Origin of the sequence: Chlorogloeopsis sp. ULAP02 (assembly GCF_038404745.2) — a bacterium.
GTDB lineage: Bacteria > Cyanobacteriota > Cyanobacteriia > Cyanobacteriales > Nostocaceae > Chlorogloeopsis.
The window spans coordinates 36,597-49,358 of sequence record NZ_JAYKTT020000067.1 but is presented as its reverse complement, the minus strand read 5'-3'; the positions used below and the strand labels follow the sequence as shown (position 1 = coordinate 49,358).

Sequence of the window (12,762 nt, the reverse complement as noted above, 5' to 3'; positions counted from 1 at the left end):
AAAATTTGCAAAACATCTAGACAAAGCTTGAGCAGAAGCCTAAAACAGTGTGTAATGATTTAAGACGCAATTACACAAAGGCAGTCGCACATCGTCTTTCGCCAAGTATCCCCATGCCAAAAATGGGAGTATCAATCTTAGATTTATGAATTATTCGTCAATTTCTGCCCCAGAATCCTCACTTAGCTGGTCAATCCTGTTACAACAGTTACTAGATGGTCAATCCTTGTCTCGTACTCAAGCAGCAGAATTGATGCAAGGATGGCTCAATGAAGCGATCGCTCCAGAATTATCGGGGGCAATTTTAGCTGCATTGCATTGTAAAGGTGTGGCTGCTGATGAATTAGCAGGAATGGCAGAAGTATTGCAATCCCAGTCTTTAAGAGGACAAGGGGACAAGGAGACAAGGGGAGGACACTTCCGTGCGGGGGTTCCCCCCCTTGAGGAAAGTGTCCGTCGACAAGGAGAAGAATTTTCCCACTCCTCCACTCCCCCACTCTCCCCCTCTTCCCCCTCTTCCCCCCTCCCTCTTATAGATACCTGTGGCACAGGAGGAGATGGAGCATCAACTTTTAATATTTCTACCGCAGTTGCCTTTGTTGCTGCTGCCTATGGTGTACCAGTTGCCAAACATGGCAACCGTTCAGCATCCAGTCGTGTCGGTAGCGCAGATGTGTTGGAATTTTTAGGCGTAAATTTGAGTTCCTCTAGTCAGAAGGTAGAAGCCGCACTCACCGAGGTGGGGATCACCTTTTTGTTTGCCCCTGGTTGGCATCCTGCGCTCAAAGCAGTTGCCTCTTTGCGAAAAACTCTTAAAGTGCGCACGGTATTTAATTTACTAGGCCCTTTGGTAAATCCTTTACGTCCAACAGCCCAGATAATTGGCATTTTTGATCCCAAATTATTGTTAACAGTTGCTCAAGCCTTGCAGCAACTGGGTACGCACAAGGCAATTATTTTACACGGACGAGAAAAATTAGACGAAGCTGGTTTAGGTGATTTAACTGACTTAGCTGTATTATCGGCAGGCGAGGTGCAGTTAACTTCAGTCAATCCTCAAGAGTTGGGCTTAACCCCTGCTCCTGTAGCAGCGCTCAAGGGTGGCGATGTACAGGAAAATGCAGAGATTCTCAAGGCAGTACTTCAAGGGAAAGGAACTGTTGAGCAACAAGATGTAGTAGCTTTAAATGCTGCTTTGGCATTGCAAGTAGGTGGCGCAATACCGTTGATGGATCATGCTCAGGGTATACAAGCAGCTAAGGATATTCTTCAAAGCGGCGCTGCTTGGGTGAAATTGGAGCAGTTAGTTCAGTTTCTACAGAATTAAGTTGCTGCGAGTGGGATGGAGGGCGAAACTCTACAACATCACGCTTGATTGTGATCTCGTAGTCGCCAAAAAAATCGTGTCCCAGCAATCCAGTTTCTAGTTCTGAACCGGCGATCGCTACTCCAACTTTTCTGACAATGACGCCAGCTGCTTCAATCGAATCTACGTAGCCAACTGTAAATTCTACTGCTTTGGCACTGGCAGTGTTTGCCTTTGCTCTTCCCACTGGCACAACTCCTAAGGCGGCAGCCATTAGTTGGGTGATGACAGTGCCACTTGCTCCTGTATCCACAATCATCTCAAATTGTTGTTCACCATTGAACGTAACCTCAATGATGGGTGTTCCTCCTACTCGGCGTTTGATTGGAGCAACAAATACTACTGGTTCGCTACTTTTGGTATTAGGGGTAACAAATATCTGTTGTTGATTGTTTATAGTATCTAAAGCAGTTGGCAAAGGCTGCGTTTGTTGTTCTGCTTCTACTGGTGGAGGTAGTTGTGGAGACTTGGGTGTGAAAGATGTTTTTGGAGCGGCAACTATTAACTTCTGTGGTTTGACTTCAGGTGCTGGTAAAGCAACAGGAGAAGCTTGCTGTTTGGCTGATCTGGACAACCGCTGGTATTCCAGAATTTTGCTTTGAGCGCGCTCAAAGTACGGACTGTGGCGTTCCACTTGCTTCATCAGCGCGATCGCATCCTGATACTGACTTGCCACTAGGTTCCAATCTTCTATAGATTGAGCAGATTGGCTGATGCTGTGAGCGCTAGCGGCTTTGTCTAGCCCCAATCCAAAAATACTGGCTGCCATTTCATCAGAAGTTTTGACTAGTTCTGGGCTTGCAATTGGTGCCAGTTTTGTGGTATCAGGTTCAAAGCTAGTGGATGCCGTTGGTTTAGACTCTTGCTTATAAGCCGTTACAACCGTTTGTTTGTCTTCGCGACAGGCAACAGCTAAAACCACCATTGTCGTAGAGAGAAAAATTAGCGCAGCTTGGGATAAAGAAGACTGAAGCATAATTATTTGTAATGCATTGCCCACTGGCTTTAACCAGGGGTTTACCCTGCGTTGTAGGGTAGAGGCCGAAAAGACGGCTTCGGTTGCCCTGTCCGCTAATCAATTTTGAGCAGTATTATATGCTCAACTTTACGGTATTTAAATTTCTAAGCATTTTGAACAGAGGACTTTCCCTACATTCTTACCACTATTACTTTCTAGCCGTTCATGTATCCTACGCTTAACGTTAAGCGTGGTTTTTCAGCCTGTGACGCACTCTCTAATATATCACAGCAGCACTAGCACCCATGAAAAATTTTTAGTTGAATTAGGTTAAAATTAATGCGGCATAAATTATGACAATAATCAGTATCCAAAACTCTAGCTCATAATTCTTTAAGTTTTGCTTTACCTATCCTGAAGTCCATTAACAAAATAGAATTGACGAATTGCTGCTTATCTTTACAATAAGAATTGCTTATGCCCCTGCTTGATGCAACACCTGCTCTCTTTGTACTTGCTGATGGAACTAGTTATCGCGGTTGGTCTTTTGGTGCAATGGGTACCGTGGTTGGAGAAGTGGTGTTTAACACTGGTATGACCGGATATCAAGAAGTGTTGACCGATCCTAGTTACTGTGGTCAGATAGTAGTTTTTACCTATCCTGAATTGGGGAACACAGGCGTCAATCAAGAGGATGAGGAATCACAACAACCGCAAGTGCGAGGAGCGATCACCCGCAATATTTGTATGCGCCCAAGTAACTGGCGTTCTACACAATCCTTATCTGACTACCTCAAACAACACCAAATCCCAGGCATTTACGGGATTGATACCCGCGCCCTGACGCGTAAAATTCGTAACTTTGGGGCTATGAATGGTGGTATTTCTACAGAAATTATGGATGAAGCCGAACTGTTAGAAAGAGTACTAGCAGCTCCAACCATGAAGGGATTAAATCTTGTCCGCGAAGTGACTACACAAAAGGTTTATGAATGGTTAGAGCCTACTGACTCTGTTTGGGAATTTAATCCAGATGCAACAGCCAATCCAGGGGAAACATTAACTGTTGTAGCATTAGACTTTGGGATCAAGCGTAATATATTGCGGCGTTTGGCCAGTTACAACTGTCGGGTGATTGTCGTGCCTGCTGATACTTCAGCAGAGGAAATTCTCAAATACAATCCAGATGGCATCTTTCTTTCTAATGGCCCTGGCGATCCAGCAGCTGTTACTGAAGGAATTGAAACTACCAAGGCGCTACTATCAGCTCAAAAACCAATGTTTGGCATTTGTATGGGACATCAGATTTTAGGTCATGCCTTGGGAGCAGAAACATTCAAACTTAAATTTGGACACCGTGGTTTAAATCAGCCCGCAGGGTTACAGCGAAGAGTGGAAATTACTAGCCAAAACCACAGTTTTGCACTTGATCCAGATTCTCTGCCCCAACAAGTTGTGGAAATTAGCCACCTCAACTTGAACGATCGCACGGTAGCTGGTGTACGTCACAAAAACTTACCTGTATTCTCAGTACAGTACCACCCAGAAGCATCTCCAGGCCCCCACGATGCCGATTATTTGTTTGAAGAGTTTGTCCAAACAATGCGATCGGCGCGTCAAGCAGAAACGACTGAAGTAAAGTAAAAATGGAGAAAGTGCGAAATTGGGGACTAGGGACTAGGTACTAGGAAATAGATTTTTCCCTGTACCCTGTTACCTGTACCCTGTTCCCAATGTAGACAACTTCCACAAAAACCATCTATACTTGAGCGTTCACCATAACTATGAGGAGGGAATTATTGCTGAACCACTAAATCTAACCGTGAGCCTGAGAGGTACTCGTGAAGTCCGGGATAACTGTCAGCTATTCCGCCTCACAGGTTTGTTAGATGCTTTTTCCGAACCGACATTTCGCAAAGTACTCGGAAGTAAGGTTGATGAGGGACCAAAGCACATTATTCTGGATCTCTCACAAATTGACTTTGTTGACAGTTCTGGCTTGGGTGCTCTGGTGCAGCTAGCCAAGCAGGCACAGAACTCCAACGGTACTTTGCAAATTGTCACCAACGCCCGTGTGACTCAAACAGTCAAGCTTGTTCGCTTAGAGAAGTTTCTCTCCCTGCAACCATCAGTTGAAGCGGCTCTAGAAAACATCAAGTAGTCTTGATTGCTTGACCGATGAGTTGAAATTAGCTATCCAGATTTAAACATCGGATAGCTTAATTTTTATCCACGGGAATTGAGGATGAAGTTCAGATTTCAAAATCTATAGGGATGAAGTCGAAATTGATGTAAAGAACAATCCCAAAAAAATTATAAAAAATCAAAATTATCTGTTTCACACCTCTAGAGTTCATTCTATGCTAGGAAAAACCGCCTTTTTGAAAAACATATCCTGAGTATGATTCTTGAGGCAGGAGCTTCCAAAAATTTTCATTTTCTCGCCAAATTTTCTTTCAACCCGCAGTTGACAAAATGCTAATTCCGGGTGGAAACGCTAAAATTAGTGAGTTGATTTTGTAGCCTGGATTTATGCTTGACAAACTTGCACTACAGTTTGCACTCAAGAGTAAATCAGCAAATAAAGCCTTCCAAAATATAGACAACTAGGAATGATTAATTTGTGAAAGCAAAGGAGGAAAAGCCATTACACGAACAAGATGAGCCTTCCCAGCCAGATTCATCTTGGTGCCAAATACTGAAGGCAAGCACAGAGCATATATCTCAACAAATTCCCCAGGCACAACTGCAACAACTTTCTCCTGCGGCTTTGGCATATCTGGGAGACGCTATTTATGAATTTTATGTTAGAGTGTTCTATCTGCTGCCTCCTCAGCGAAGTGAGGCCTATCATCAATTAGTAGTGGCACAAGTTCGAGCGGAAAAGCAGGCGCTGCATTTGCGATCGCTCATGCCGCATTTACAACAAAATGAGTTAGAAATTGTCCGAAGGGGTCGAAATGCCGCCACAGGACGCCCAAAAAGAGTTGATCCCGAAACTTATCAACAAGCAACTAGTTTAGAGACTTTAATTGGCTACCTATACCTCACTAATTATCAACGTTTAACCGAGCTACTACAAAAACTACATTTAGAAAAGTAGTTATAAATACCTTATTTTGGTTCGGTAAATTGAGATGATAAGTGAATTAGGGATGCCCACTCCTACGCTTAACCCAAGACTTTAGATATGGCGCATAAAACAAAAAAAATAATTAAGACTTCTGGTGAAACGAATCGTGGGCAACCCTTAAAATTGAAGGGCAAACGAGTCGTTTCTAAAACTCTTCGCACCTTTAAAGGTACCCCTGAAGAGCCAATTAAAAAGCAAATACCTAGTAAAGAGCCGATTAAAAAGCAAGCTCCAGATAGCGAACCAATCAGAAGGCAAACCCAAGATAGCGATCTCATTTACGGTCGTCATCCGGTGTTAAGCGCCTTGGAAAGTCAGCGTCGTCTCAATCGGATTTGGATTACTCCCCGCTTACGTTATGACTCTCGTTTTCACTCTCTGATTTTACAAGCGAAGGAAAATGGCGCAATTGTGGACGAAGTTGATCCCAAGCGCTTAGATCAAATTACCGAGCAAGCCAATCACCAAGGGATAGCAGCACAAATTGCTCCTTATGACTACATTGATTTACACGAATTAATTGAACAGGCAAAATCTGTCACTGATCCAGTGATTGTTGCTGCGGATGGAATCACAGATCCCCATAACTTGGGGGCAATTATTCGCACAGCCGAAGCGATCGGTGCTCAAGGATTAGTGATCCCCCAACGCCGAGCAACTGGGATCACCTCTACAGTCATGAAAGTAGCAGCTGGTGCATTAGAAAATTTTCCTGTTGCTAGAGTAGTGAATCTACACCGCGCTTTGGAAGAATTGAAAGCCGCAGGCTTTTGGATTTACGGTACAGCTGCCGATGTGAGCAAACCGATACATACAGTAGATTTCAGTGGTGCTATCGTTTTGGTAGTCGGCTCAGAAGGTGAAGGGCTGAGTATGTTAACACAACGCTACTGTGATGTTTTGGTATCAATACCCTTACAGGGTAAGACACCTAGCCTAAATGCATCAGTCGCAACAGGTATGGCGTTGTATGAAATTTATCGCAAAAAATGGATAAATACACTGCATTTCGATAAACTACAAAGAACTCACTGGAAAAAAGAAGAGTAACAGAGTATAAAGAAATGTAAAAGAAAATTAGCAGCAAACCTTTAAAACCCTATAAATCAGCGAAAACCATGAAAAATATTTTGGATGACTTTAAGGAATTGTTGATTAACGCATTCCAGAGCTTTGGCTTGGCTTGGTGGGTAGAGGTTGTCACACAAAATCCCCGCTGCACCTACTACTTTGGCCCATTTTTGAATTCTGCGGACGCAAAAGCTGCCATGAAAGGTTATGTAGAAGATTTGGAGCAGGAAGGAGCGCAAGGCATCATTGTGAACGTTAAGCGCTGCAAACCGGATAATTTGACTATTGCCGAAGACTTGGGGGAAAGAGTTGACCGTAAAGTAAGGCCTGCCTTTAGCGGTCAAATGTAACTCACAGGCTCATTGCTAAATTTTAATAGCTATTCTCTGATTTTATTAGCTATTTGCCATTAGCCCTGCTCCGCGAAAAGCCTCCCTGGGGTATCTACGTCATTTGCACCCTGGGGAAAGCTATCTTCAAAATCTACAAGTCGATAAGCCTTACACAGAATATTGGCTAACCACTTGTGGATGCGCTCTCAGCCAATGATCAATATCACTTAGTACTTGCGCGGGTATTTCCCAGGGGAAAAGATGGGCGGTATTAGCATAACATTGCCAATGACAATTTTTGAGGCTTTTGGCTGTTTCCAAGCTGCAATCAGCTGTAATATGGCAATCTTGATCGCCAAAAAGTACTAAGGTGGGACAGTGAATCTGATTGAGATCAGCTACTCGGTTGTAGCCTGCTCTGATTGCCGTATAAAGAGCGCGAGTTGCAGCAGATGAAGTTTGTAAAAAAGCTGGCACAGCGTCTTTGGCTATATAACTATATGTAGTAGGCGTGTGTTGTTGGATAAGATAACGAAACAGCGATCGCTTGCCAAAAGTCTCGATATTCCACTGCCAACTTGGTTTGATCCAATTCAAAACAGAGGCAACTCCAGTATAAACATTATCTTGCCAACTTACAGGCGGATGATTACCGCGCGGTCTAGCAGCTGTTGCTATCAAAATTAGTCCGCTGACGCGCTCTGGTAATCGCAGCGCTAATTCCATTGCTAAAATGCCACCTAGTGACCATCCCAATATCAAGCATTTATCAACGTGTAAACGGTCTAGAAGCGCCTCCAAGTCTATCAAATGGTCAGTCATATCAAAATTGTCATAAAAGCGGCTTTTGCCATAGCCACGTAAGTCAGGGGCGATAGTTTGAAAGCGGTTTGAGAGATGATTGGTAAAGATAGAAAGACTAGAACCAGAACCAGGATGTCCGTGTAAGCAAAGAATGGGAAAGCCTGTACCCTGGATATGGACATTGAGATTCACAGCAGGTGAGGTGGAGTTAATTTTGCGATCTAATCTTTCCGTACTCATATTAGTTCATTTGTTCTATATTTTCTAATTTTGTCATCAAATATTAAACGGATTTTTCTATATATCCTCCTGCATAAGTAATAACGCACATCTGTCTGTAAGTACTGTGAATACCAAAAGCAACCCCTGTCGTCTTAAAAGCAGAGTTAAACATATTTTTGCGATGACCGCGATCGCTCACTCCATCATCGATAATTAGCTGCATAACGATATCCTGTGCCGTGTGTGAACCATAGCTAATGTTCTCACCAGCAGTTTTTTGCCAACTACCGTAACGGTTAATGCGAGTAAAGGAATCGCTACCGTCGCTACCATAATGCCCTGTTATGCCTTTTGCTCCTTGATCTTTGACATGATCTCTCGCTGCCAAAGACATACCAACAGATGCAGTTAAACTTGATACAGGACGGACAGTTTTAAGAAAAGCGATCGCTTCATCAACAGCTTTAGTACCTTCTTGAGTTTGCAAATAGACATTTTGAGAAATTCTAACTCGATTACCTGCAAAGCGTTTTCTATAGTTTTCTAATACTGCTACATAACCTGTGGGATTTGTCCTCACCTTATTCATTTCGACAATTACTTGCTGTTCCAATGGCGAGAGAGTTTTTCCCCTTGTCACTAAGTCAGAGTTTGTTTGAGGTGCTTTATAAGTAATAGATTCAGGTTGAACTACTTGCTCAATAGAGCATCCGGTTAGAATAGGGGCAAATACCCAAAATAGCATTCGATGCATGAGCGATTTCACAATTTAGTAGTGATAAGAATGAGCCAATACGTATTTAGATCCACGCAATGGGAAAAACTTTCCAGATGCAAAATCAAGTAAAAAGTTCTAACCGGAAACACCCTAATCTTGTTGTTCTTTAGGAGCGCACCACTGCCCTATTAGCTCAATTTTGGACTCTTGAATTAATTCTAGAATTTGCGATTCATTGCATCCATAATTTTTAGTTAATAATTGTTGGGCTTGACTTTTAGCATCCTCCTCAGAAACACCAAATGTCATAATTTCTTCGTCTTCGTTATTTGTAATACTATCAACCCTGACAACACAAATATATTGCGGTTCATTGGATCTAATTTCTTGTATCATATCTTATTTTTTATATTTATATTTTTAATTAGAAAATTTCAAATCTGCCACTACATTAAAGTTTTGTATTTAACTACCAATAACTCTATACTAACAAATTACAAATCTTCTCATCTCGAATGAGATTAAGACATTTTTAGTTACATCAAGTATTAATTAGAACTGTAAAGTTCCCTGACTTATTAGAGAAGTCAGGGAACTGTATTTTTAGTTATTAGCAGTTAAAATCTCCAGCCGACACCACCTTGTAAGGAGAATGTTGTACCTCCATTCCGTAAAGCATCAAAGCCAATAATCGCGTTGCCAAAAAGAACAGTGTTGCTATTGGGTACAACGTAATCGATACCTGGTTGCAAGGCAAAACTAATTTTATTACCTACAGGAGAGGGTGTATCACCACCAGCAAAGATTAGCCCAGCTCCTAAATAGCCATCAGTTTGCCAATTCAAGGGGAAGTCGTAGGAAACTGTTGGTACAAGTGCTACATTATCTGCAATAAAAGCTTGTCCACGCAGAGAAATTGGCGACTCCAAAAGTTTGTAACGAAAGGCAACAACTCCTCCGATTCTGGCACCGTCTGCAAAGCCAACTGCTGGGCCTATACCTACATAGCTACCATACGCTGCTTGAGCATGAGCTGGTAGAGTAAATTGAGTAGAACTCAAGATTGAACCAGCCAAAAGCACCGACACTAAATTTGTAAGACACCTCATTTCCCGATTCCTCACACCATTGGGATTTTAGATTAAGAGTTAGTGGCAAACCAGTTCGGTTTTGGGAATCTGTCCTGTGCATTTACTTCCCATCAGTAACTGGTTAATTTAAAGGGTTAGTGATGATATTTTTCTCTTAATACCTCCTAATTATGATACCCCCTAATTCCCTGATTTATAACAGGGAATTAGGGGGAATATGAGATTTTGTCAGGCTCAAAAAGTTAGACACCCATATGATTTCATCACACAATGAATGAATGAAAATCTTTTTTTCCTAGTCCCTAACTTCTTGGCTCTAGCTTCTGTTTTCAGGCGATTTAGTGCCAGAAAATTAACTATTCTTGATCTCAATCTAGGGACATCGGGGATGAATGCCACCTTGAGTGCAAATGTAAGCTAATTGCTTAGTATCTAAGTTTTTAACTTGAGTAAAATCAACTCCTTTGACTACAGCAGATTGCGAACCCATAGTTGGAGTTTGAACAAATTGATCTGCGGGATCTTGTTTGTTAGGAAAGAGAATTGTGCCTTGAAAATCGGCACCTGTCAGATTAGCATCCCGTAAATCTGCAAGACTTAAATCGGCGTTTCGGAAATTAGCACCTTCTAAATTGGCAGAGCGCAAATTCGCATTAGTAAGACGAGTTGCACTCAAGTTGGCATGGCTGAGATTAGCACGATCCAAATCTGCTCCTGATAAATCTGCTGCTTGCCAATCGGTTTTGCTTAAGTTAGCAAAGGATAATTGTGTACCGATCGCAATCACACGCCCTAAGCGAGCAGCATACAAATCAGCATCGTTCAATTTTGCTTCGCCTAAATCAGCTCCAGTCAAGCTGGCATTTTCTAAGACTGCTCCACGGAGATCAGCTCCTATTAACTGAGCGCTACTTAAATTTGCACCAACCAAACGCGCATTGGATAAATTAGCTTTGTTGAGGATAGCACGACTCAAATCTGTACGTACCATTAAAACACGGCTAAGATTAGCTTCACTAAGATTGGCTTTTTTGATCTGAGCACCGCTTAAGTCTGCAATCCAATCGTCAAAGGTATCCCAGCGTCCATCTTTCCCCACTCCTCGGAAGCTACTACCTTTCAAACTAGCAGTTGATAGATTTGCACCTTTGAAATTTATTCCCGATAAGTCAATTTTGTCTAGCACTAAGTTGAACAAAGGAGTATCTCCAGATCCAGTTTGGGATAATACCGCCCGGCTGAGATCGATATCGTTATTTTTACCACTATAAAGTGCAAGAATTTTATTAATTGTCTGTTGGTTTGCTTGTAACCGTCGTTGTCGCAATTGCTGCTCAGTCGAAGGGCTACTGCCTATTGATTCTAGTTCGGCAGCCAGAGACAAATTCATGCGTTTTAAATCGGGGATGGTTTGAGAACCGATGTTTGCTAGTGCTTGTTGAATTGTTTCCACGCTGGTGGGATCGGTTTCTTTAGCTAATAAACCGACAAGAAATTGGATCGCTTGGGGATCGTTGAGAGTTCCCATTGCCATAATGGCACTGCGGCGCTCTTCAATTGTGGCAGTGGAGTTGGGGTTTAATTGGTTGACGATCGCAAGAAATTGTTGGCTGTTGCGCTGCTCTGTTATTCGTCGATTTTGTTGAGTTTGGATGTAGATTTGAGTGCCGACTAAAGTTATTAATACACCAGTCATACTCAAAAACGCTATTCCCAATAGTTTCATATTGGGGTTGCGTCGAAACTGTGTCCATTGATTTGTCGCTTCTGGTTGAGTTGTTTCTGGCGTCATCACAATTGATGCGATCGCCGCGTCTTCATCACCTTGTTTTGTCCACTCAGGCTGCTCGTGTGTATTCTCTTGCAGTTGCTCAAGTGTAAACGGTTTCGTTGCATCTATAGTATAAGTACCTGCAATAGTGTCATGCAAGGCACGGCGTCCTTTTTGCCACGAGAAACCAGTTCCTTCTGCCAAGATAAATAAGCCACTTAAAGCAATAAAAGCACCTAAATAGGGGAAAAATGGGCTGTAGCGCCAAACCAGATAGGCTGCGGTTACAGGCAAAGTCCAACGACCAATACCTTCGCGCACTAGAACAGCTACAATCCCTGGGGGATCTCCTTGCTCGTTAACAACTCGAATACCATACTTACGTTTGCCTATACTACTACCTGTTTTAGCAAGAAGATATAACTGCCAACCGGAAATTGCTAGGGGTGCTAATATTGCTACTGTCCACAAGAAATTTGTCGGCCATGCAACGTTGCGTGTACCGTAGCTGATAGGTAAAGCTAAGGGGCGGGCGATTTCTCTTTCTGTAACTGTCAGTACAGGGTTAAGCGGAACTCGGTTGATATCAGTTCTAGAATTAAGATATGTACCGATACTAAAAGGCACAAAACTACTGACAACTACTAATGACATTTCCGTTGCCCAAGCGGCAATGCGCCTAGTAGTAAAACGCGACGATTTATTTTTTTCTGGTTCGTTGTTTGAACGACTGGGACTCGATTGATTACTAATTCTCCTCACAATTGGGCTTGTCATTGCATATTTCCCTTTTTCCCTGAATTTATTTATACATATGCTATCTAGCCGTGTTTTAATATACTATTGCTTGCGCTGTCGGCTACTAGATACAATAAATTTGTATCCAAAGTACACTAGTCCTGCTAAAAGTGCCAAACTAATTGCCGAGCTGACAAATCTGAGTACAGCTTGCAAGACAGCAAAGCCTAATAAAATCCCTACACTCACGGCTACGAGCTTTGCTGTTCCAGATAAGGTATTAAACCAATTTAATAATCGTTCTAATGGTAAATTAACATTTGGTAAACCAGATTGAGACAACTGCTGTTTTGAGTGAGTCTGAGAGATTTTCTCGGAAGATGAATTAATTTCTGCCTCTAATTTTTGCAGGCGGTGTTGCAAATCTTCTTCAGGTTGAGGATTCATATATTTTGACCTCAGTTAGCAAACTTGTTCAACTACATAACAGCTACATTGATCGTTGGCTGTTGTTTAGCGATCTTAGCGAAAGTCTTTGCATTGAAGTTAGCGATCGCT

The 12,762-nt window shown here is 42.4% G+C and carries 13 protein-coding genes; 6 read left to right on the top strand and 7 right to left on the bottom strand.

Going from position 1 to position 12,762, the window contains the following annotated elements; genetic code table 11:
• Window positions 1-145 precede the first annotated feature (145 nt).
• Window positions 146-1,327, top strand: a complete 1,182-nt coding sequence (trpD, locus tag U2718_RS22910; protein ID WP_342002482.1) for an anthranilate phosphoribosyltransferase — start codon at window positions 146-148, stop codon at window positions 1,325-1,327.
• Here trpD and U2718_RS22905 read toward each other — a convergent pair.
• Window positions 1,257-2,342 (bottom strand): retropepsin-like aspartic protease, encoded by a 1,086-nt coding sequence (locus U2718_RS22905; RefSeq protein ID WP_342002481.1) that lies wholly within the window; start codon window positions 2,340-2,342, stop codon window positions 1,257-1,259. The two genes, trpD and U2718_RS22905, sit on opposite strands and share 71 nt — an antisense overlap.
• 459 nt (window positions 2,343-2,801) lie before the next feature.
• Between U2718_RS22905 and carA the strand changes: the two genes are divergently transcribed.
• From carA to U2718_RS22880, 5 genes are all read left to right on the top strand, one after another.
• Window positions 2,802-3,968, top strand: a complete 1,167-nt coding sequence (gene carA / locus U2718_RS22900; protein ID WP_342002480.1) for a glutamine-hydrolyzing carbamoyl-phosphate synthase small subunit — start codon at window positions 2,802-2,804, stop codon at window positions 3,966-3,968.
• Between the two features lie 121 nt (window positions 3,969-4,089).
• Window positions 4,090-4,485, top strand: a complete 396-nt coding sequence (locus U2718_RS22895; RefSeq protein WP_342002479.1) for an STAS domain-containing protein — start codon at window positions 4,090-4,092, stop codon at window positions 4,483-4,485.
• Between the two features lie 462 nt (window positions 4,486-4,947).
• On the top strand, window positions 4,948-5,427 hold the full coding sequence (locus tag U2718_RS22890; protein WP_342002478.1) for a Mini-ribonuclease 3: 480 nt from the start codon (window positions 4,948-4,950) through the stop codon (window positions 5,425-5,427).
• Window positions 5,428-5,514: 87 nt separating this feature from the next.
• Window positions 5,515-6,507 carry a 23S rRNA (guanosine(2251)-2'-O)-methyltransferase RlmB gene (gene rlmB, locus U2718_RS22885; protein WP_342002477.1) on the top strand — a complete coding sequence of 331 codons (993 nt, stop codon included), beginning with the start codon at window positions 5,515-5,517 and terminating at the stop codon, window positions 6,505-6,507.
• 68 nt (window positions 6,508-6,575) lie between these two features.
• Entirely contained in the window at window positions 6,576-6,878 is a 303-nt protein-coding gene (locus tag U2718_RS22880; protein WP_289787722.1) for a DUF1816 domain-containing protein, read from the top strand.
• A gap of 150 nt (window positions 6,879-7,028) precedes the next feature.
• Here U2718_RS22880 and U2718_RS22875 read toward each other — a convergent pair whose 3' ends face one another.
• From U2718_RS22875 to U2718_RS22850, 6 genes are all read right to left on the bottom strand, one after another.
• A complete protein-coding gene (locus U2718_RS22875; RefSeq protein ID WP_342002476.1) occupies window positions 7,029-7,904 on the bottom strand; it encodes an alpha/beta hydrolase in 876 nt (291 codons plus the stop codon).
• 43 nt (window positions 7,905-7,947) lie between these two features.
• Entirely contained in the window at window positions 7,948-8,640 is a 693-nt protein-coding gene (locus U2718_RS22870; RefSeq protein WP_342002553.1) for a CAP domain-containing protein, read from the bottom strand.
• A gap of 114 nt (window positions 8,641-8,754) precedes the next feature.
• On the bottom strand, window positions 8,755-9,000 hold the full coding sequence (locus U2718_RS22865; RefSeq protein WP_342002475.1) for a hypothetical protein: 246 nt from the start codon (window positions 8,998-9,000) through the stop codon (window positions 8,755-8,757).
• A gap of 221 nt (window positions 9,001-9,221) precedes the next feature.
• Window positions 9,222-9,713, bottom strand: a complete 492-nt coding sequence (locus tag U2718_RS22860; protein ID WP_342002474.1) for a hypothetical protein — start codon at window positions 9,711-9,713, stop codon at window positions 9,222-9,224.
• 355 nt (window positions 9,714-10,068) lie between these two features.
• The gene (locus U2718_RS22855) at window positions 10,069-12,243 is read right to left on the bottom strand and encodes a pentapeptide repeat-containing protein (RefSeq protein WP_342002473.1); all 2,175 of its coding nucleotides are present in this window, start codon (window positions 12,241-12,243) and stop codon (window positions 10,069-10,071) included.
• A gap of 63 nt (window positions 12,244-12,306) precedes the next feature.
• Window positions 12,307-12,651 carry a hypothetical protein gene (locus U2718_RS22850; RefSeq protein WP_342002472.1) on the bottom strand — a complete coding sequence of 115 codons (345 nt, stop codon included), beginning with the start codon at window positions 12,649-12,651 and terminating at the stop codon, window positions 12,307-12,309.
• Window positions 12,652-12,762 lie beyond the last annotated feature (111 nt).

Coding starts and splice junctions, on each gene's coding strand:
- U2718_RS22865 (WP_342002475.1), bottom strand. CDS start 9,000: ATGATACAAGAAATTAGATCCAATGAACCGCAATATATTTGTGTTGTC.
- U2718_RS22880 (WP_289787722.1), top strand. CDS start 6,576: ATGAAAAATATTTTGGATGACTTTAAGGAATTGTTGATTAACGCATTC.
- U2718_RS22870 (WP_342002553.1), bottom strand. CDS start 8,640: ATGCATCGAATGCTATTTTGGGTATTTGCCCCTATTCTAACCGGATGC.
- carA (WP_342002480.1), top strand. CDS start 2,802: ATGCCCCTGCTTGATGCAACACCTGCTCTCTTTGTACTTGCTGATGGA.
- U2718_RS22850 (WP_342002472.1), bottom strand. CDS start 12,651: ATGAATCCTCAACCTGAAGAAGATTTGCAACACCGCCTGCAAAAATTA.
- U2718_RS22855 (WP_342002473.1), bottom strand. CDS start 12,243: ATGACAAGCCCAATTGTGAGGAGAATTAGTAATCAATCGAGTCCCAGT.
- U2718_RS22875 (WP_342002476.1), bottom strand. CDS start 7,904: ATGAGTACGGAAAGATTAGATCGCAAAATTAACTCCACCTCACCTGCT.
- U2718_RS22905 (WP_342002481.1), bottom strand. CDS start 2,342: ATGCTTCAGTCTTCTTTATCCCAAGCTGCGCTAATTTTTCTCTCTACG.
- U2718_RS22860 (WP_342002474.1), bottom strand. CDS start 9,713: ATGAGGTGTCTTACAAATTTAGTGTCGGTGCTTTTGGCTGGTTCAATC.
- trpD (WP_342002482.1), top strand. CDS start 146: ATGAATTATTCGTCAATTTCTGCCCCAGAATCCTCACTTAGCTGGTCA.
- rlmB (WP_342002477.1), top strand. CDS start 5,515: ATGGCGCATAAAACAAAAAAAATAATTAAGACTTCTGGTGAAACGAAT.